Here is an 18,341-nt window from a genome sequence, read left to right as displayed (position 1 = left end):
GATGAGCGCAGACCGCGGCGACTCGGCGAGGCGAGACGAACGAGCCGGGCACGGCGAATCGGCCAAGGAAGCGGCGAGGCGGGCCTGGCTGATGCTGCCCCTCGCCACCCGCAGAAAGCTGGCCGAGAAGCCGGGCAGTACCTCGCCGTGCGAACGGGTGACCAGGCGGCTGTGGCAGAGCCTGTTGCGTCTGACCGTCCTGGAGGTCAGGAAGGACCTCGCTCCCGTCGTCACCTCGGCGGGAAGCGGGCTGCTCACCGCCGACCAGGCCGACGCCGTCGAGGAGGCCGTCCTGTCCCAGGCCGAACGGCTCGACACGGCCGGCGACTGGTACCAGGGGCTGCGTGCGGCGCATCAGCGGCTGCGCACCGGCAAGGACGCCGGCTCCCAGTTCGCCCCGCTCGGGGAACGGACCTACCCGCTGGCCTGGGACGCCAGCGCCCGCTACGGCCGTCACGTCACCGAGGCCGTCTGCGACGCCCTCATGGCGACCGTCCTGCACGGCGACCCCGACGAGCCGCCGCCGACCCCGGCAGCCCTCAAGGCGCTGTGCCTGGACCCCGTGGCCGTCGCCCGGTTACAGGCGATCATCGACGAGTCGTGGGCCCCCATTACCGACGCGCCGGTGGCGGAGGCTCCCTCGCGCTCGCCCTCGCCCCAGGGCCTGGTCCAGGCCCTGCTCGACGAGCCGGACAAGAGCGCCGAGTTGGGCAAACTCTGGGACGCCTACGCCAAGTCGCGGCCGTGGCGGACGTACCTCGGACACGCCGACGAACTCGGTCTGTCCCGGCACGCGGAGCCGCCCGCACCACGCCCGGTGGAAGCGGGTTGGCAGTCCAAGAAGGACAACTCGACCTCGGACGACTCGGCTTCGGCCGAGGACGAGGGGGCGCGGGAGGGCGTGCTTCCGCTGGTGCTCCCGCTGGACCGCTCGCTGCGAGAACGTCTGCACCCCTCACTCGGCCAGTTGCAGAAGCATCCGCACGTCACCCACCGCACGGCACGTCAGATCGCGTACGAGGAGGCCGTCCGTTCCTGCCACCCACTCGGCATCCAGGACGACGTCCTGCGCGCGATCCTGTGCCTGGGATCGGTGTGCGCGGGCGCGCTCGTCCCGCACACGGCGTCCAAGTGGAGCAGGACGGCGTCGAACGGGGCAGTGCCGCTTCGTCTCCAGCAACTGTCCCGGCAGGCCTGGCGCCGCGACTTCGTGGTCGCGACCCTGCGGCTCGGCGAGGGCCAGCACGCTCCGGTGCGGGATGCGCTGGCGGACCCCGCGCATGGTTTCGGCGTCGCGCTGTGGGGCGTACTGCACCGACAGGAGCTGACCGGCGGCCGCGTGGAGCCGGAAGACCTGTGGAACACCCTGGTCATGGGCGCCGCCCGGACGTTCCTCCTGAAGCTCGCCTCCCTCATCAAAGCGGTCCTCGACGGCAAGAGTCCCCGACTGGGCCCCGCCATCGCCGGCGACGCCGACCTCGACCTGGTCGCCGACCGCGCCCAGCCGGTGGAGGACGCCGTCACGGCCGTAGCGGACGAACCCTGGGCCACCGTCGCCGAGGCGCTGGCGCACGGCCTGGAACAGCGGGGACTGCGGGACCGGTCGGCCCACCTCTACCTCGAACGCCTTGTCGACCCACGGCACCACGAGTGGGCGGCCGGCACCTGGCAGTCGCTCTACGACGGCTACCGGGGCCAGTACGGCACCGCGGCCGCGCCGCCCGTCATCTCCTTCGATCAGGCACGTCAGTTCGTAGTCCGGTTCCGCACACTCCACAGCCCGGGAGGGGCACGATGACGAACGTCAACCCCCCGACGACCGCCTTCGCACGGCGGCTCGACGGGCACCACCCGTCAGCGGAGATCACCGTCGACACCGTGGGCACCCTGCGTATCGGCGCCCCACCGGCACCCGCGCCCTTCAGCGCCCCGCTGCCCGCACTCAGCGGCCTGCTCGTGTTCGACCCCTTCGCCCCCGACCAGCCGCCCTACGCCGAACTGGACGGCCCCGACCACGCGGGCGCGATCCTGCCGCTGACCCTGGGCGACGACACGACCCAGGCCGCCACGGACGCCCTGGCCGCGGCGGGCCGCGCCCTCGTCCCGCCCGACGCGCCGGCCGACCACGTCCTCGCCCGCCGGACCGCCCCGTACGTGCCCGGCCCCGCCCACCTCGCCGCCGCCCGCCTCGCCACGCTGCTGTGGCTGTCCCGGTGGTCCCCGCGCCCGCTCGACGCCGACCTGCTCGACATCGAGGCGTCGGTGCTGCTGATGGACCTCGACGATGTCGTCGAGGACGCCTGCGACACCGCCCGCGAGCACCTGGCCCACAGTGCTCCACGGCTGGTCCAGATCGCCCACGCCGTGCTGCGCGACCGGCCGTTGCCCGGGGAGGAATGGGTCGTCGAACTCATCGCCGAGGCGCTGGAGCACGCCGACGACCTGCTCGGCGGCCACTCCCTCCACGGGCAGCTGCGGGAACTGGCCGCCCGGGCCCGGGGCAGAGACCGTCGGCCGTACGATCTCGGCGCGGATCTCGACGCCCAGTTGCGGCGGCTGCTGCGACCCGCCCACGCGGTCCTCGGCAGCCCGGGCCGGGTCGGCTGGCGGCGCGCGGACACCGACTGGGCCCAGGTGCCGCCCGGGCTGCTCAGCGGCGGCGAGGGAAACATCTGGTGGCGCGTCCAGCGGGAGGAGCACGGCCGTCCGGTCCTCTCGGTGCGAGCCGAGGCCGCCTCCGACGTGCCCGCCCACCAGCGACTGGCCTTCAGGGTCTACGTTCCGCACAGTCCGCTCCCCGTGGCGGTCGGCGGTCTCAGGGCCGAACGCGGGGCGACACGGACCGAATGGCTCGGCAGCGTCACGCTCAGCGGGCTGTCGGACGGCGATGCCACCGACGAGCTGACGGTGGACGTCTTCCATCCGGACCACGCGGGCCCGGCCCGCCTCGGACAGGCCGCCGAACGGGCCAAGACCGAACGGCAGGCCGTGCGCTACCTCTTCGAGCTGCGCGAGTTCCTCGCCCGCCAGGAGGCCCGCGGCCTTCGGGACTGGGCGCAACTGGTCGACGCGGACACCTCGTTGCACCCCCGCTCGCCCGAGGACCCCCTGAGCGTGCGGATGCGGCCCCTGGCCGCCGCCGCCCGCGCCTTCGCCGACCGGCTGCGGGGCGAGGACGCCGGCCCTTCCGCCCCTTCCGCCCCTTCCGCTCCGACGCAGCCGCGCCTGCATGCTGCCGAATGGCGGCCGACACTGGCGGAATGGGGGCGACTGCGCCGCAACTTCGGACGCTGATCAGCCAGTTCGCCAGTTCACCGTAGCCTCCCGCTCCCAAAAACGCGCTTGGGAACGCGAGTTCAGCACGAGAGCGCTGGACGGCGCGGGACCGAGCGGAGGCGGCAGGATGTCGACGGAGCTGATCGTGGCAGCAGGGGTGGTCGTCACCCTCGTAGGACTCCTCATCGTGGCGACGGCCACGGTGCTCATCGTGCGGGTGGTGACCACCGTGATCGCGAACGGGCACAAGCTGCCCCCGCGCCTGCTGAAGGAGATCGCGGAGATCGCGCGGGTGCTGCGGGGCGGGGGTTCCCGCCGCCGATAGAAACCGGCACGACGAGAAGAACGGACGGGGCCGCGGCCGACGACAGTCGGCGGCGGCCCCGTCGCCATGTCCGCGGCGATGTGGCCGCACACCAACGTCCGGCCCGGCCCGTGGACACACAGGCGCTCAGAAAGTCCTTACCTTGAATCCTCCCCTCCCTGAAGGGGAGGGGATTCCTGGCTCAGGCAGCCTCCTGGAGCAGCGCTCCAGGAGGTCTTCCGCCATCGGCACCAGCCGGGTTGAGACCAGCCCGGACGAGCATCACGCGTGCGGAGTTCTTGTCCCGTGGGGACACGGTTCCGCACGCGGTGCAGGTGTAGGTGCGCTCACCCAGCGGCAGGCGATGCTTGGCTCTCGCATCGCAGTGCGCGCAGTCCATCGTGGTGTGCGCGGGGTGTACGAGGCGGATGTCCCGCCCGTGCTTGCGGCCCATCTCGATCAGGGCGGCCTTGGTGGCGCCGATGGCGGCGTCAGCGGCCTTGCGGGCCATGGTGGACTTGGCAAGGAACTTCGGGCGGAAATCCTCGACAGCGATGGCGTCGTGGTCGCGGACCACCTTTTTGGCCCACTTACGGCCGGCGTCCGCACGCTGCCTCGCCACCTTTTTATGCGCCTTCGCCCTCAGTTTCTTCGCTTCCCGGTAGCCCTTCGACTCTCGCTGGGCCTTCTTCGGCTTGCGGCGGGCCATCATCCGGTCGTACCGGGTCAGCTTTGCCCGGGCCTTCTGCCCGTGCCCGGCGTGCGGCAGGTCGTGCGCGTCGGGTGTGGTGGTCGCGGTTACCTTCACACCCCAGTCGACACCCAGTACGCGACCGGTCTGCGGCAGCGGCTGTACCTCGGCGGGCACGACGAACGAGGCGTACCAGTGCCCGAGGCTGTCCTGGTACACGCGCACCGAGGACGGCTCAGCCGGCAGTTCCCGCGACCACACCACCGTCACGACGATGTCCCCGGCCAGGTGCAGCCGGCCGTCCTTCAACCGGAACCCGCGCTGCGTGTAGTTGAGGGTCGGCAGCGCCTCGCGCTTGGTCTTCCACTTCGGCATCCCCGCCCGCTGCTGCACCGGGCGTTCGCGGATGTCGTTGTGCGCCTTGGCGCGGGAGCGGCCGAAATCTCGGATGACCTGCTGTTGGACAACCGATGAGCCCTCACGCAGCCACGGCGTACCGGCGCGGGCTCCGGTCAGCATCCTGTCGAGCTGCGCCGGACCGCACGTGGCCTTCTGGCCGGTCGCCTTGTTGTGCAGGTGTACGGCCCTGGACTTGGCGACGCATTCGTTCCACAGCCACCGGCATCGGTCCCACTCCGCCGCCAGGGCGGTGCGGGCGGTGGACGACACGCGCAGCCGGAAGGTGTGCCGGGCATGCCCGCCCTCCGCAGCCATCCCCACGTGTGCCATCTCGCCCCCTCACGGTCCCTGGCCGGGACACTGCGCCGTCCCGAACCCTCCGAAGGACCGTACGTTCGACAGCAGCACAAACACACCCCAATCCCACGGCTACCACCGGGACCAGCGATCACAGGCACACGCGTTCGCATCACCTCGGTGGTGCCGACAGCGGTACGGGCGCTCCGCGCCCCGAACCGGATACGGCGACGCTCCGCGTCGCGACACCCGGATGCGATTCCTCCCCGGCGTGAACGCCGGGGCCTCCTCGCAACAACCAGGTGAACGGCTAGCATCGCGGGCGCGATTGGTTCGGGTGGGATGAGGTGAGGACGTGGCGGAGCCGAGAGTCGCCGTAGCCGTGGTGACCATGGGGAACCGGCCGGCGGAGGTCGACGCGCTGTTGGAGTCCGTGGCCAAGCAGGACCTCGCTCCCGCGCGGATCGTGATCGTCGGCAACGGCTGCCGGCTGCCCGAGTTCGCCCAGCGGCTCTCGCTGCCCGGCGAGGTCACAGCCATCGATGTCGAGGAGAACCTCGGCTGCCCCGGCGGACGGAACGTGGCGCTCGCCCGGCTCCGGGAGTTCGGGGACGTCGACGTGGTCGTCGAGCTCGACGACGACGGCCTGCTCGTCGACCCCGATGTGCTGCGTCACGTGGGGGAGTTGTTCACGGCCGACCCGCGTCTTGGCATCGTCGGCTTCCGCATCGCCGACGAGCACGGGGAGACCCAGCAGCGGCACGTGCCCCGGGTCGGCTCCTCCGACCCCCTGCGGGGCGGGTACGTCACTGGGTTCCTCGGCGGCGGGCACGCCTTCCGCATGGCGATGCTCGACCAGATCGGCGACTGGCCTGCCGCGTTCTTCTTCGCCCACGAGGAGACCGACCTGGCCTGGCGGGCCGCCGACCACGGCTGGCGGATCCTGTACGCGCCCGAGCTGCTGCTCCAGCACCCGAAGACCTCGCCCGCCCGGCACGCCATCTACTACAGGGTGAACGCCCGCAACCGGGTCTGGCTGGTCCGCCGCCGGCTTCCGCTGGCGCTCATCCCCGTGCACCTGGGCGTGTGGACCCTGCTCACCCTGTTGCGGGTGCGGTCGACGGCCGGGCTGCGCGCCTGGTTCGGCGGCTTCGTCGAGGGGCTGCGGGAACCCGCGGGTGAGCGGCGGCCGATGCGCTGGGGAACGGTGTGGAGGCTGACCCGGCTGGGCCGGCCTCCGGTGATCTGACACCAACTCGTCGGGACACGCCCGGTCGGCCGCGCCGCGCACGGACGCGGATCCCGGTCGCTCACCTCCGACGACCGGGACCCGCTCACGTCCTCGAACCCGGCCGTGACGGCGACACTCCCCCGAGTTGCGCGTCGTACGCGCGCACCGTCGGGCCGGCTCCGATGCAGTGATCACATCAGGCCACACCAACGGATCGCTAACATATGGCCAACGGTTCGCCGTTTCCAGCCGGAGGCTCCGCCCTGGAGCGCGGGCGGGCGCGGCGTGCGGGAAGGCAGTGGGGCGTGATGGGGTGCGGGCTGCAGTACGGACTGCGGTTCGGCCTGCTGGGGCCACCTGTCCTGTACGACGACCAGGACGGCGTCGGCGGCGTCGGTGACATCGGCGACGGGGTGGACCGGGGTGGTGACACCGACGTCCGGGCGATCCGGAGTCCCAAGGTGCGGGTCCTGCTCGCCGCGCTGTTGCTCGAAGCCGGCCGGGTCGTGTCCGTCGAGTCGCTCAAGGACGCGCTGTGGGGCGACGCCCCGCCCGCGTCGGCACAGGCCTCGCTGCACAACCACGTCACCCGGCTGCGCCGACTGCTCGACGAGCCGGGGCGGCTGCGCGCGGTGCCGCCCGGCTATCTGCTGCGGGTCGAGCAGGGAGAGCTGGACGTCCATGTCTTCGAACGGCACATCGCCGCCGCCCGGGGCGCGTACGCCGCCAGGAACTGGGAGCGGGTCGTGCGCGAGTGCGCGGCGGCGCTCGCGCTGTGGCGGGGCGGGCCGCTGAGCGGACTGCCCGCGGAACTGGGCGGGTACGCCTTCGCGCAGCGCCTGCGGGAGGCGCGGCTGCTGCTCCTGGAGTGGCGCTACGACGCCGAACTCGCCCTCGGCGGCACCCGACTCGACGCGCTGGTACCGGAGTTGGCGGCACTCACCCTCGAACATCCGCTGCGGGAGGCCTACCACCGCCAGCTGATGCTCACCCTGCACCGCACCGGCCGCCAGGCCGAAGCCCTCGCCGTCCACCGCGACCTGCGCACCCGCCTCATCGAGGAACTCGGCATCGAACCGGGCCCGTCGGTGGGCGATGCGCACGTCGAGGTCCTCCGGGGTGCGGTGACGGCTGCCGATGCGGGTGATGCGGGTGCGGGTGATGCGGATGGCGTGGGCGACCCGGCTGACGCGAGTGAGGACAGGGGACCGACCTCGGCGGACGAGGACGACGCCCCCACGCACACTCGCGTCGAACTCGACGACACCCGCGGCGGCCCCGGCGACGACACCCACTGCCGTACCGGCGACGGAGCCCCGCACACCCCCGCCGACCGCAACCCCCCACACCCCGCCCCCCGATCAAACGCTACGCGCGAAGACCACCCCCAGCCCTCGCCCCGCCCCGCCCAACTCCCCCCGCCACCGGCCCATTTCACCGGCCGCGCCACCGAGCTCGACGACGTGCGCCGAGCCCTCACTCCCGGCTCCCACCCCACCCCCACCGGGGCCGTCGCCGTGATCAGCGGTATGGCGGGCGTCGGCAAGAGCGCACTCGCCCTTCACGTCGCGCATGAGCTGCGGGAACGTTTCCCCGACGGTCAGCTCTACGCCAATCTGCACGGCGCCACCCCCGGCATGACCCCCCTCACGTCGGCCCAGGCCCTCACCGCCCTGCTCCGCGACCTCGGCGTCGATCCCCGAGCCGTCCCCGAACACCCGGACGCGGCCGCCGCGTTGCTGCGGTCGCTGCTCGCGCCGACCCGCACGCTGATGGTGCTGGACGGCGCCGCGAGCGCCGCACAGGTACGGCCGCTGCTGCCCGCCGGTGCCGGGTGCGCGGTGATCGTCACCAGCCGCTCGCCGCTCACCGCCCTCGACGGCGGCGCCCACCGCTTCCCGCTCACCCCGCTGAGCGCGGAGGACAGCGCGGCCCTCCTACGAGCGGCCTCCGGCCGCGACGCCCTGAACGCCCCCCACTCCCTCGTCGAACTCACCGGCCGCCTCCCGCTGGCCCTCCGTATCGTCGCCGCCCGCCTGGCCGCGCGCCGCGCCCTCACCCCCGACGTGCTCGTCGGTCAACTCGCCGCCACGCAAGGACGGTTGCATCACCTGGAGTACGACGACCTGAGCGTCCGTCGCTCCCTGGCCGTCGCCCACGACGCGCTCGCCGCCTCCGACCGGCGGGCCGACCGTGACGCGGCCCTCGCCCTGTCCCGCATCGGCGCCCTGGACCTCCCCGCCTACGGCACCCCGCTCCTCGCCCGCCTCCTCGGCACCGACGAGCAGCGCGCCGAGGCCGCCCTCGACCGCCTCGTCGACGTGGCCCTCCTGGAGGAGACGGCGTACGGCCGCTACGCCCCCCACGACCTGGTCCGCGACTTCGCCCGCGAACTCGCCGACGACGGGGACGAGTACGGGGACGAAGACGGGGACGAGCCCTCGGGAACACGCTGATCACTTCGCGTCCGCATAGCACTCCACCACCGCCGTGCTGAACGGAAACCGAACCGGCGTTTCGCCGAATGTCAGCCGGCCCGCCAGGTCCGCCGCCTCCCGGATCGCCGCCACGATCGTCTCCGCCTCCTCCTTCGGGCAGTGCACGATGACCTCGTCGTGCTGGAAGAAGACCAGGTCCGCCGCCATGCCCGCGCAGGTGCGGCGCAGCGCGGCGAGCAGCAGCAGGGACCAGTCGGCGGCGCTGCCCTGGACGACGAAGTTGCGCGCGAACCGGCCGCGGGCGCGGGCGTTGGTGGAGGCGTAGCCGGGCGCCCACTGGCGGTCCTCGGAGTCGTCCTCGGCGAGGGGGATGCCCGCCTCCTCCGCCGAGTCCTCGGTCGCCCCGGCCGCCGGCGGACAGGTCCGCCCCAGCCAGGTACGCACGAGCCGCCCCTCCTCGCCGGCCCGTGCCGCGTCGTCGACGTAGGCCACCGCGCGCGGGAAGCGGCGTCTGAGCGCGGCGAGGTTCTTGAGGCCGTCGCCGGAGGTCTGTCCGTAGACCGCGCCGAGCACGGCGAGCTTGGCCTGGGCGCGGTCGCCGGAGAAGGCGCGCTCGGAGACGGACTGGTAGAGGTCGCTCTCGCGGCCGGCGACCTCCATCAGGCCGGGGTCGCGGGAGATGGCGGCCAGTACCCGCGGCTCCATCTGGCTGGCGTCGGCGACGACGAGCCGCCAGCCGGGGTCGGCGATCACGGCGCGCCGGATCACCTTGGGGATCTGCAGGGCGCCACCGCCGTTGGTCACCCAGCGGCCCGTGACCGTCCCGCCGGCCTGGAACTCGGGCCGGAACCGGCCGTCCCGCACCCAGTCCTGGAGCCAGGACCAGCCGTGGGCGACCCAGATGCGGTACAGCTTCTTGTACTCGATCAGCGGTTTCACGGCGGGGTGGTCGACCGACTCGATCTCCCAGCGCCGGGTGGACTTGATCTTGATCCCGGCCCGGGTGAACGCCTTGACGACATCGGCGGGCAGGTCGGGACGGACCCGGCGGCCGAAGGCGGCGGACACCTCGTCGGCGAGCTCGGCCAGGCGCCGGGGCTCGCCCCCGCCCGGGTACCGCTCGCCGAGCAGTTCGTGCAGCACCGCGCGGTGCACGTCGGCGCTCCAGGGCAGTCCGGACCGGTTCATCTCGGCCGCCACGAGCATGCCCGCGGACTCGGCGGCGGTCAGCAGCCGCATGCGGTCGGGGTGCGCGGTGGAGTTGTGCCGCCGCTGCTGGTCGGCGTACACCTCGACGAGGTCGGTGAGCGGCACATGCGCGGCCTGCGGCTCGAACAGCGGTGACTGCGAGCCCGGTTCCGCGGACCGCTGCGGCGGATCGGACGGTACCGGGCCGCCGCGCAGCCGGGCCAAGGCGGCGGCCGCCGACCGGGGTTCGCCGTAGCGACCCTCGTGACCGAGGAGGAGTGTCTCCGCGTCCTCCACGTCGTAGCACCGCTCCACTCGCACCCCCGTGGCGAGCAGGCGCGGATACGTCTCGGCCGTCGACCGCCACACCCAGCGCGTGACCTCCGGCAGGCCGCGTACGGCCTCGGCGGCGTCCGTCGCCCGCCGCACCGGCCCGGCGAGCACCCCACCGGGACCGAGGGGGGCGAACTCCACGCCACCGTCCTCGGCCGGAGCGAGAGCCCAGCGGTCGGTCATGGTGCGAGTGTGGCAGCAGGGTCTGACAACGGCCTCAGCTCCGCTCGTCGCCCTGTCCCTCGCTCCCCTCTTCGCTCCCCTCTTCGCTCTGCTCCCCGAACGTGACCTTGGTCTTTTCGAGGGCCGCGGTGACGTTCTCCTCCGTCGCCGGCTTGGTGATGCCGAGGCCCGACAGGACGCCCTCGCCGTTCTCGAACTCCAGCAGGGCGAGCAGGATGTGCTCGGTGCCGACGTAGTTGTGCCCCAGACGCAGGGCCTCGCGGAAGGTGAGCTCCAGGACCTTCTTGGCGTCGGAACCGTAGGGGACGAGTTCCGGCACCTCCTCGGCGGCGGGCGGCAGCACGGCGGTGGCGGCCTGGCGTACGGCGTCCAGGAGGACACCCTGCGCGGTGATCGCCTTGGCGGCCAGGCCCTCCGGTTCGGCCAGCAGGCCGAGGACCAGGTGCTCGGGGCGGCCCTCGGCGTTGCGGGCGGCGATGGCCTCGTTGTGGGCGGACATCACCACGTTGCGAGCGCGCAGAGTGAACCGCCCGAAGCCCTGGCTGGGGTCGAGGTCGGCCGACTCCTTCGGCACGAACCGCTTCTGCGCGGCCTGCCGGGTGACGCCCATGCTCCTGCCGATGTCCGTCCAGGAGGCACCCGAACGCCGGGCCTGGTCCACGAAGTGCCCGATCAGATGGTCGGCCACCTCCCCGAGGTGATCAGCGGCGATCACCGCGTCCTGGAGCTGTTCGAGGGGCTCGGCGTGGACCTGCTTGATGGCCGAGATGAGGTCGTCGAGGCGTACGGATGACGTGGTGTTCGGATTCGTCGTCATGTGTCAACCGTAGGTTGACGCCTGCTGGTCGTCAACCTCGGGTTGACGCCTCGGTTCCGGGAAATGAGACGATCGCCGAGTGAGCAGCACGAACAACACGGACCGCGGTGCCGACGACTCCGCCGCCACGGCCGGTACCGTCGAACGCGCCTTCCGGGCCGCCCTGTACGCCGATTCCGACACCGCCCTCGACACCGGCGCCTCCCTCCTCGCGGCCGACCCCGCGGCGGACACCGAACTGGCCCGGCGGGGCGAGGAGTTCGTGGCGGCCGCCTGGCGGCGCGGCTGGCAGCCCGCGGACGTCGTGCGGATCGTGGGCCGTGAGCTGGACGACGTCCACATACGCCTGGCGGCCGGGCTGATCCACGACCAGTCCCCGAACGACCGCCCGCGCGGCCGACGCTGGACCGCCCAACTCGCCCGGCTCGCCCGGCTCGCGGACACCGACACCAAAGACGCCCCGCCCCGCCCGGACCGCTTCGCGCACGCCACCGCCGTACTGGAGCTGTACCGCCTTCTCCTGCGGCTGCCCGCGCTGGAACCTCTCGAAGGGCCGCGCCAGGGCTCAGGGCCGCGCCAGGGCACCGGGTCGCGGCCCGGCATCGAGTCCCGCATGCTCACGCGCATCCGCGGGCTCCTCGCCAAGGCGGAGGCGACCGACTTCCCGGCGGAGGCGGAGGCGCTCAGCGAAAGGGCGCAGCAGCTGATGGCCCGGCACAGTGTCGACGAGGCGCTCCTCGCGGACCGGGACGGGGCCCGCGCCGCCGACGTGCCCGGCGCCTGCCGTATCGGGGTCGAGCCGCCGTACGAGCAGGCGAAGGCGGTGCTGTTGGACGCGGTCGCCGCCGCGAACCACTGCCGGGCCGTGTGGAACGAACCCTTCGGCTTCTCCACCGTCGTCGGTTTCGAATCGGACCTGGAGGCGGTCGAACTCCTCCACGCCTCGCTGCTGGTGCAGGCCCGGTCCGCGATGACGAAGGCGGAGGCGGCCCAGCGCGCGGGCGGCCGCAAGCGCACCAAGACCTTCCGGCAGTCGTTCCTCGCCGCCTACGCGCACCGCGTCGGCATCCGCCTGCGCGAGGCCGCCGCCACCCCGGTGAGCGAGGACCTGCTCCCGGTCCTCGCCTCCCGCGAGGTCGCGGTCACCGACCGCCTGGACCGCATGTTCCCGCGGACGAGCTCGACCCGACTGCGCGGGGTGAGCGACGAGGCGGGCTGGACGGAGGGCGCCCAGGCCGCCGACCGCGCCCAGGTCAGATCCCGACGGCCACTGGAGTGACGCCCACGCGCGCGTGCCGGCTCAGTCACCCGCCCGGGTGAACGGCCCCACCGAGGCGTCCGGCGCTCCGCCGCCGCCCTTCAGCTCGACCGCGCCGTACGACCACGGGAAGCTCTTCGTGGTGTCGGCATCCCCGGGCAGGCTGACCTCCAGGGTCTTCGCGGCGAGGCTCTTCGCTCCGGCCGTGGCTCCCCGTACGTAGGTGAGGGTGAAGGTCGCGCTCTCGCCCTTGGCGAGGGTCAGCTTCTCGGGCTTGGCACCGCTCGCCGCGGGGACGGTCGCGACGGTGTCGCCCGCCTTGAGGGCGAGCCCGGGGGAGCCGTCCAGGGCGCACGGCGCGCTCTGGTTGGTGAGCGAGACGGGGATGTTGCCCGTGTCCCCGGCGGCCGGCGCGGCGTTCGCCGGACCGACCTCCACGCCCAGTCGACCGATCTCGCAGCCGCCCCCGGCCTTGCCGGAGCTGCTGCCGCTGTCGTCGCCCCCGCCGCTGTCGCAGGCGGTGAGCAGGAGGGCCGCGGTGAGGGCGGTGGCGGCGAGGGGAATGGCGCGCATGTGGGGTCCTCTGGGGCGAGACGGCGGTACGCGAGGATCATCCCGTACGTGGGGATCGTCACGTACCAAGGGGGCGCGACGGTCCCGCCCCCGGCCCGGTCTACGCCCCCTTGCTCGCCGTCGGCAGCCCGGACGGCAGCGTTCCGCCCTCCGACCGGGTGTACTCCTCCACGCCGAGACCGCTCTTCCAGGTCACCTTCAGCGTCTCGCCGGTCACCGAGTCGACCACGCCCGAGGCTCGGTCCTTGTTGCCGTCCGTGCAGGTGAGACGGATCGTCCGGGCGCCCGACGCCTCACTCGCGGCGCCGCTGCACACGGTCCCGCCGGTGGTGAACAGCGCGGCCTGGTCGCCGGTGATCACCAGCGCCACGGCCTTGCCGTCGGTGGTGGCGAGCCAGCTCCCCTGGAACCCGCCCGACGTGCTCGTGGATCCGCCGGACCCGCTCCCGCCGCCGGTGTCCGCGCTCGCGGAGGCGGACGTACCGGAGTCGGCGGAGGGCTCGTCGGAGCCGCCGTCGCCGCCGCCGCACGCGGTCAGTGCGAGGGCGCCCACGAGGCCGGCGGCCGTGGCCGCGACCCGCATCCGTCGGCGTGTGTCCCAAGTCGACCAAGTCACTGGAAGCTCCCAAGCTGTAGCGGTCGGCCCGGCCGGCCGGGAGGACCCCGGCAAGCTACCAGGACACCCTGGGCCGTCCACCTGGTCCCGCTCGGTGTACCGGGCGACGGCCTCCTGCCGCTTCTCGTTCTTCGCGACCGGCCTCGGGGAGGTGGTCCAATTCCGGACCATCTGCCCGCCGGTGGAACACGAACGCTGTGCCGAGCGTCTCTTCCTAGGGGCAGGACTCTTCCTGCGGCCGGGCAGGGCCGAGCGCACACGGTGTCGGCGAAACGAGCACCGAAGCTGTAACCACGGGAACACCCCGCGTGCACGTGCATCTGCAGATGCATCTGCTCATGCGTCTGCACATGAACAGAGCTATGATCCGGGTCAGTTGACCATTGCATCAATGGCCTCACCAGCCAGTGCACCACCGGGGAGCGACCTGTGGACCACGACGTGTACGACGTTGCCGACGCGTCCGGCGTGTACAACGGTATGGCCGCCGCCCATCTGCGGGTGGCCTGGCAGAAGAGCCGGCACAGCAACTCGCAGGGTTCCTGCGTGGAGTTCGCCCGCCTGCCCGGCGGGGACGTGGCCGTCCGCAACTCGCGCTTTCCCGACGGCCCGGCGCTGGTCTACACCCGCGCCGAGATCGAGGCGATGCTGCTGGGCATCAAGGACGGCGAGTTCGACCACCTGACAGCGGGCTGATCTCCGCCCCGCGCGCCGGCGACTGAGGGCGAGCGGTGCCTGACGCCCCGTAACGCGCGTAGAACTCGCACGTCAAAAAGTGCTGCCGGGTTTTATTCGGCGGGCAACCGGAACAGCGCCCACACGACCTTGCCGCCCAGCGTGTTCGCGAGCGGGTGCCAGCCCCAGCTGTCGCTGAAGGAGTCGACGAGGAACAGGCCGCGGCCGGACTCCGCCGAGAAGTCGTCGGTGTCGCTCGCGGCCGGGCTCTCCTGGCTGGGATCGCGCACCGCGCACACCAGCCGCTCGGTCCACCGCATCAGGTGCAGCCGCACGGGCGGACTCTGCTCAAGCGTGCGGGGGATGTTGGCCGGCAGTGCGTGCCGCAGGGCGTTGGTGACAAGCTCGGAGACGACCAGGCACACGTCGTCGAAGCGCTCGTCCAGGTCCCACTGGTCCAGTGTCACGCGGGTGAACCGCCGCGCCTCGCGCACCGCTTCGTAGCGGGCGGGCAGGGCGCAGGAGGCGGCGTCGGACACAGCCGCGGGATCCAGCGGCGGAAGGCCCTGCCGTAATGGCTTGAGCATGGTCGATCCATTCGTTCCCATGCGAGGCACTCCCGGGAATTCGCGGTCGTTGCGATGCAGCGGTGGCGCGGGACCATGGTTTCGGATGAGCGGTGCAGATGCAAGGTGCAGATGCACGTGCACGCGACCGAATTGGGCTCTCCTGTACCGCTTGTTGGCCATTTTTTCCGCCATCTTCTTCGTCTCTCCTGTCTCTCTCTTCCCAGAACCTGTCCGACGTCTGCGCGGAAACTTCGGCTTCTTTCCTTCTCTGTAATCGGACGAGTACTGCTCGGAGTGTTTTAGTGGCAGACTGCGGCACCTGAAGACGGTTGGGGAGGCTGGCGAACGTGAGCGCGGGAGAGCCCGGATCGGTGGTGCGGCGGATGCTGCTCGGCTCGCAACTCAGGCGGCTGCGTGAGGCACGCGGCATCACGCGCGAGGCGGCGGGATATTCCATCCGCGCCTCCGAGTCGAAGATCAGCCGGATGGAACTGGGCCGGGTGAGCTTCAAGACACGGGATGTCGAGGACCTGCTGACGCTGTACGGCATCACGGACGAGGCGGAGCGCACCTCGCTGCTCTCCCTCGCCAAGGAGGCCAACGTCGCGGGCTGGTGGCACAGTTACTCGGACGTCCTGCCGAGCTGGTTCCCCACCTATGTCGGCCTGGAGGGCGCGGCGTCCCTGATCCGCGCGTACGAGGTGCAGTTCGTGCACGGCCTGGTGCAGACCGAGGCGTACGCCCGCGCGGTCGTGCGGCGCGGCATGAAGGGCGCGAGCAAGGAGGACGTCGAGCGGCGCGTGTCGCTGCGCCTGGAGCGGCAGAAGTACCTCCTGGAAGACGGCGCCCCCGAGTTCCACGTCATCCTCGACGAGGCCGTCCTGCGCCGCCCCTACGGCGACCGCGAGGTGATGCGCGGCCAGTTCCAGCACCTGATCGAGATCTCCGAACGCCCCAACGTACGGCTGCAGATCATGCCGTTCGGCTTCGGCGGCCACTCCGGTGAGAGCGGCGCGTTCACCATCCTGTCCTTCCCGGAGTCCGACCTCTCGGACGTCGTCTACCTGGAGCAGCTCACCAGCGCGCTGTACCTGGACAAGCACGAGGACGTGGCCCTGTACGAGAAGGCGCTGAAGGAACTCCAGCAGGACAGCCCCGGTCCGGACGAGAGCCGGGACCTTCTCCGCGGCCTCCTCCAGCTTTCCTAGGGTTATCCCCAGAAGTTTGCGCTCTGTCCCCAACTCACTTTCTACACACGTACGATGACGTGTGATCAGACGGTGATGTCGATCGCGCGTCTGCTAGTGACTTGGGGATCACATGTCGTCCTACTTCACCGACCTGGCTCAGCAGTACATCGACGGTGAGTGGCGCCCGGGAACAGGCTCCTGGGACATCATCGACTTCAACCCGTACGACGACGAGAAGCTGGCGTCGATCACCATAGCCACGGTCGACGAGGTCGACGAGGCGTACCGGGCGGCCGCCCGTGCCCAGAAGGAGTGGGCCGCGACCAACCCCTACGCGCGCCGCGGGGTCTTCGAGAAGGCCCTGAGGCTGATCGAGGAGCGCGAGCAGGAGATCAGCGAGGTGATCGTCGCCGAACTCGGCGGCACCCGGCTGAAGGCCGCCTTCGAGCTCCACCTCGCCAAGGAGTTCCTGCGCGAGTCGATCCACCTGACGCTGCGCCCCGAGGGCCGGATCCTGCCGTCGCCGGTCGACGGCAAGGAGAACCGGCTCTACCGCCTGCCGGTCGGCGTGGTGGGCGTGATCAGCCCCTTCAACTTCCCGTTCCTGCTGTCGATCAAGTCGGTCGCCCCGGCGCTCGCGCTCGGCAACGGCGTGGTTCTCAAGCCGCACCAGAACACCCCGATCGTCGGTGGTTCCCTGGTCGCGAAGATCTTCGAGGACGCGGGGCTCCCCGGCGGTCTGCTCAACGTCGTCATCACGGACATCGCCGAGATAGGCGACGCGTTCATCGAGCACCCGGTCCCGAAGGTCATCTCCTTCACCGGCTCCGACAAGGTCGGCCGCCATGTCGCCACCGTCTGCGCCGCGAACTTCAAGCGCTCGATCCTCGAACTGGGCGGCAACAGCGCACTGGTGGTCCTCGACGACGCCGACGTCGACTACGCGGTCGACGCCGCGGTCTTCAGCCGCTTCGTCCACCAGGGCCAGGTCTGCATGGCCGCCAACCGGGTCCTCGTGGACCGTTCGGTCGCGGACGAGTTCACCGAGAAGTTCGTCGCCAAGGTCAGGACCCTCAAGTCCGGTGACCCGCGCGACCCCGAGACCGTCATCGGCCCGCTCATCAACTCCTCGCAGGCGGACGCCGTTTCGGGCGTCGTCGAGCAGGCGATCGCCGAGGGCGCCACGGCACTCGTGCACGGCACGCAGACCGACAACCTGGTGGAGCCCTCGGTCCTCACCGACGTCCCCGCCGACTCCGCCCTGCTCCAGCAGGAGGTCTTCGGACCGGTCGTCTTCCTCATCCCCTTCGACGGCGAGGAGGAGGCCGTACGCCTCGTCAACGACACCCCGTACGGTCTGAGCGGCGCCGTCCACACCGGTGACATCGAGCGGGGTGTCGCGTTCGCCAAGCAGATAGACACCGGCATGTTCCACGTGAACGACGGCACGGTCCACGACGAGCCCGTCGTTCCCTTCGGCGGCGAGAAGCACTCCGGCATCGGCCGCCTGAACGGCGACACGACCGCGGACTCGTTCACCACGCTGAAGTGGATCTCGGTACAGCACGGCCGGAGCGGGTTCCCCTTCTAGTCGTTCTCCGGCCGCCATGGGATCGGACGTTTCCGGCAGCCACAGGCCCTTGCGGACAGAACCTGACCGCAAGGGCCCGTAGCTTCGTCGGTGTCGGGGAAAGCCCCGGCACATCCCGTTTCCGACGAAAGGCGGCCGGTCATGGTCACTCACGTGCGAGCCGAGGCGCAGGGCGATGAGCGCGGGGCACTGCTCTCCTTCCTGGCCGAGCAGCGCGGCGGCATCCGCCGGGCCCTGCTCGGGCTGACGGACGAGCAGGCGTCGAGCAGGCCCAGCGCCAGCGAGCTGTCCCTGGCAGGTCTGCTCAAGCATGTCGCCGAGGTCGAACAGGGCTGGATCGCCCGGGCCAAGGGCGAGCCGCCGGCGATCAAGCGGGACGAGTCGAACTGGCACGAGTGCTTCCAGCTGGCCGACGGCGAGAGTGTCGAGTCCCAGCTCGCGTACTGGGAGAAGGTCGCCGCCGAGACGGAGGCGTTCGTCCGTGCGGTGCCCAGCCTCGACGACACCTTCCCGCTCCCGAACGAGCCCTGGTTCCCGCCGGACGAGGCGGTCTCCATGCGCTGGCTGGTCCTGCACCTGATCCGCGAGACGGCCCGGCACGCCGGCCACGCCGACATCATCCGCGAGTCCCTGGACGGCGCGACCGCCTTCGAACTGGTGGCGAAGGAGCAGGGCACCTCCCGGGGCTGACCCGTGGTGCTTCGACGTGGCG

At 71.7% G+C, this 18,341-nt stretch carries 15 protein-coding genes and 1 pseudogene; 10 read left to right on the top strand and 6 right to left on the bottom strand.

What is annotated here, in order from left to right; all coding sequences use genetic code 11:
- The first annotated feature begins 1 nt into the window (after window position 1).
- From AB0H86_RS36625 to AB0H86_RS36615, 3 genes are all read left to right on the top strand, one after another.
- Window positions 2-1,798, top strand: coding sequence for a hypothetical protein (locus AB0H86_RS36625; RefSeq protein WP_362449075.1), 1,797 nt, complete (start codon window positions 2-4; stop codon window positions 1,796-1,798).
- Entirely contained in the window at window positions 1,795-3,294 is a 1,500-nt protein-coding gene (locus AB0H86_RS36620) for a hypothetical protein (protein ID WP_362449073.1), read from the top strand. The genes AB0H86_RS36625 and AB0H86_RS36620 overlap by 4 nt, the downstream gene beginning before the upstream one ends.
- A 109-nt stretch (window positions 3,295-3,403) precedes the next feature.
- Window positions 3,404-3,601 carry a hypothetical protein gene (locus AB0H86_RS36615; protein WP_362449071.1) on the top strand — a complete coding sequence of 66 codons (198 nt, stop codon included), beginning with the start codon at window positions 3,404-3,406 and terminating at the stop codon, window positions 3,599-3,601.
- Between the two features lie 181 nt (window positions 3,602-3,782).
- Here the strand turns inward: AB0H86_RS36615 and AB0H86_RS36610 are convergent, their stop codons facing one another.
- A complete protein-coding gene (locus AB0H86_RS36610; protein WP_362449069.1) occupies window positions 3,783-5,000 on the bottom strand; it encodes a transposase in 1,218 nt (405 codons plus the stop codon).
- 322 nt (window positions 5,001-5,322) lie between these two features.
- Between AB0H86_RS36610 and AB0H86_RS36605 the strand changes: the two genes are divergently transcribed.
- Both AB0H86_RS36605 and AB0H86_RS36600 read left to right on the top strand, forming a co-directional pair.
- Window positions 5,323-6,216, top strand: a complete 894-nt coding sequence (locus AB0H86_RS36605) for a glycosyltransferase (protein ID WP_362449067.1) — start codon at window positions 5,323-5,325, stop codon at window positions 6,214-6,216.
- A 290-nt stretch (window positions 6,217-6,506) separates the two neighbouring features.
- Window positions 6,507-8,597, top strand: a pseudogene (locus tag AB0H86_RS36600) (BTAD domain-containing putative transcriptional regulator); the annotation flags it as partial.
- A 57-nt stretch (window positions 8,598-8,654) separates the two neighbouring features.
- On the opposite strand, the gene AB0H86_RS36595 reads toward AB0H86_RS36600, so the two are convergent.
- Both AB0H86_RS36595 and AB0H86_RS36590 read right to left on the bottom strand, forming a co-directional pair.
- On the bottom strand, window positions 8,655-10,340 hold the full coding sequence (locus AB0H86_RS36595; protein ID WP_362449065.1) for a bifunctional 3'-5' exonuclease/DNA polymerase: 1,686 nt from the start codon (window positions 10,338-10,340) through the stop codon (window positions 8,655-8,657).
- A gap of 34 nt (window positions 10,341-10,374) precedes the next feature.
- Window positions 10,375-11,157 (bottom strand): Clp protease N-terminal domain-containing protein, encoded by a 783-nt coding sequence (locus AB0H86_RS36590; protein ID WP_362449063.1) that lies wholly within the window; start codon window positions 11,155-11,157, stop codon window positions 10,375-10,377.
- A gap of 79 nt (window positions 11,158-11,236) precedes the next feature.
- Between AB0H86_RS36590 and AB0H86_RS36585 the strand changes: the two genes are divergently transcribed.
- Entirely contained in the window at window positions 11,237-12,436 is a 1,200-nt protein-coding gene (locus AB0H86_RS36585) for a DUF2786 domain-containing protein (protein ID WP_362449061.1), read from the top strand.
- A gap of 21 nt (window positions 12,437-12,457) precedes the next feature.
- Here the strand turns inward: AB0H86_RS36585 and AB0H86_RS36580 are convergent, their stop codons facing one another.
- Together AB0H86_RS36580 and AB0H86_RS36575 are read right to left on the bottom strand one after the other, a co-directional pair.
- Window positions 12,458-12,988: a DUF4232 domain-containing protein gene (locus AB0H86_RS36580; RefSeq protein WP_362449059.1), complete on the bottom strand. Its 531-nt coding sequence runs from the start codon at window positions 12,986-12,988 to the stop codon at window positions 12,458-12,460.
- Between the two features lie 100 nt (window positions 12,989-13,088).
- The gene (locus AB0H86_RS36575) at window positions 13,089-13,604 is read right to left on the bottom strand and encodes a hypothetical protein (RefSeq protein ID WP_362449057.1); all 516 of its coding nucleotides are present in this window, start codon (window positions 13,602-13,604) and stop codon (window positions 13,089-13,091) included.
- Between the two features lie 429 nt (window positions 13,605-14,033).
- Here AB0H86_RS36575 and AB0H86_RS36570 point away from each other — a divergent pair, with 429 nt between their 5' ends.
- Window positions 14,034-14,300, top strand: a complete 267-nt coding sequence (locus AB0H86_RS36570) for a DUF397 domain-containing protein (protein WP_362449055.1) — start codon at window positions 14,034-14,036, stop codon at window positions 14,298-14,300.
- 92 nt (window positions 14,301-14,392) lie between these two features.
- On the opposite strand, the gene AB0H86_RS36565 is transcribed toward AB0H86_RS36570, so the two are convergent.
- On the bottom strand, window positions 14,393-14,866 hold the full coding sequence (locus tag AB0H86_RS36565) for an ATP-binding protein (protein ID WP_362449053.1): 474 nt from the start codon (window positions 14,864-14,866) through the stop codon (window positions 14,393-14,395).
- Window positions 14,867-15,231: 365 nt separating this feature from the next.
- On the opposite strand from AB0H86_RS36565, the gene AB0H86_RS36560 reads away from it, so the two are divergent.
- The 3 genes from AB0H86_RS36560 to AB0H86_RS36550 all read left to right on the top strand — a co-directional run bounded on the left by AB0H86_RS36560 (window position 15,232) and on the right by AB0H86_RS36550 (window position 18,319).
- Window positions 15,232-16,056 carry a helix-turn-helix transcriptional regulator gene (locus tag AB0H86_RS36560; protein ID WP_362449169.1) on the top strand — a complete coding sequence of 275 codons (825 nt, stop codon included), beginning with the start codon at window positions 15,232-15,234 and terminating at the stop codon, window positions 16,054-16,056.
- Between the two features lie 112 nt (window positions 16,057-16,168).
- On the top strand, window positions 16,169-17,629 hold the full coding sequence (locus AB0H86_RS36555; protein ID WP_362449051.1) for an aldehyde dehydrogenase family protein: 1,461 nt from the start codon (window positions 16,169-16,171) through the stop codon (window positions 17,627-17,629).
- Window positions 17,630-17,770: 141 nt separating this feature from the next.
- Complete coding sequence (locus AB0H86_RS36550) at window positions 17,771-18,319, top strand: DinB family protein (protein ID WP_362449049.1); 549 nt, start codon at window positions 17,771-17,773, stop codon at window positions 18,317-18,319.
- Window positions 18,320-18,341 lie beyond the last annotated feature (22 nt).

The sequence above is a fragment of the Streptomyces sp. NPDC050997 genome (genome assembly GCF_040660135.1).
Classification (GTDB): Bacteria; Actinomycetota; Actinomycetes; order Streptomycetales; family Streptomycetaceae; genus Streptomyces.
The sequence above is the reverse complement of the archived record's forward strand: the minus strand, read 5'-3'. Positions and strand labels throughout refer to the sequence as shown.

Bases quoted from the DNA above. Each gene is read 5' to 3' on its own strand.
- AB0H86_RS36625 (WP_362449075.1), top strand. From the start codon at position 2: ATGAGCGCAGACCGCGGCGACTCGGCGAGGCGAGACGAACGAGCCGGG.
- AB0H86_RS36595 (WP_362449065.1), bottom strand. From the start codon at position 10,340: ATGACCGACCGCTGGGCTCTCGCTCCGGCCGAGGACGGTGGCGTGGAG.
- AB0H86_RS36590 (WP_362449063.1), bottom strand. From the start codon at position 11,157: ATGACGACGAATCCGAACACCACGTCATCCGTACGCCTCGACGACCTC.
- AB0H86_RS36620 (WP_362449073.1), top strand. From the start codon at position 1,795: ATGACGAACGTCAACCCCCCGACGACCGCCTTCGCACGGCGGCTCGAC.
- AB0H86_RS36615 (WP_362449071.1), top strand. From the start codon at position 3,404: ATGTCGACGGAGCTGATCGTGGCAGCAGGGGTGGTCGTCACCCTCGTA.
- AB0H86_RS36610 (WP_362449069.1), bottom strand. From the start codon at position 5,000: ATGGCACACGTGGGGATGGCTGCGGAGGGCGGGCATGCCCGGCACACC.
- AB0H86_RS36565 (WP_362449053.1), bottom strand. From the start codon at position 14,866: ATGCTCAAGCCATTACGGCAGGGCCTTCCGCCGCTGGATCCCGCGGCT.
- AB0H86_RS36580 (WP_362449059.1), bottom strand. From the start codon at position 12,988: ATGCGCGCCATTCCCCTCGCCGCCACCGCCCTCACCGCGGCCCTCCTG.
- AB0H86_RS36550 (WP_362449049.1), top strand. From the start codon at position 17,771: ATGGTCACTCACGTGCGAGCCGAGGCGCAGGGCGATGAGCGCGGGGCA.
- AB0H86_RS36560 (WP_362449169.1), top strand. From the start codon at position 15,232: ATGCTGCTCGGCTCGCAACTCAGGCGGCTGCGTGAGGCACGCGGCATC.
- AB0H86_RS36555 (WP_362449051.1), top strand. From the start codon at position 16,169: ATGTCGTCCTACTTCACCGACCTGGCTCAGCAGTACATCGACGGTGAG.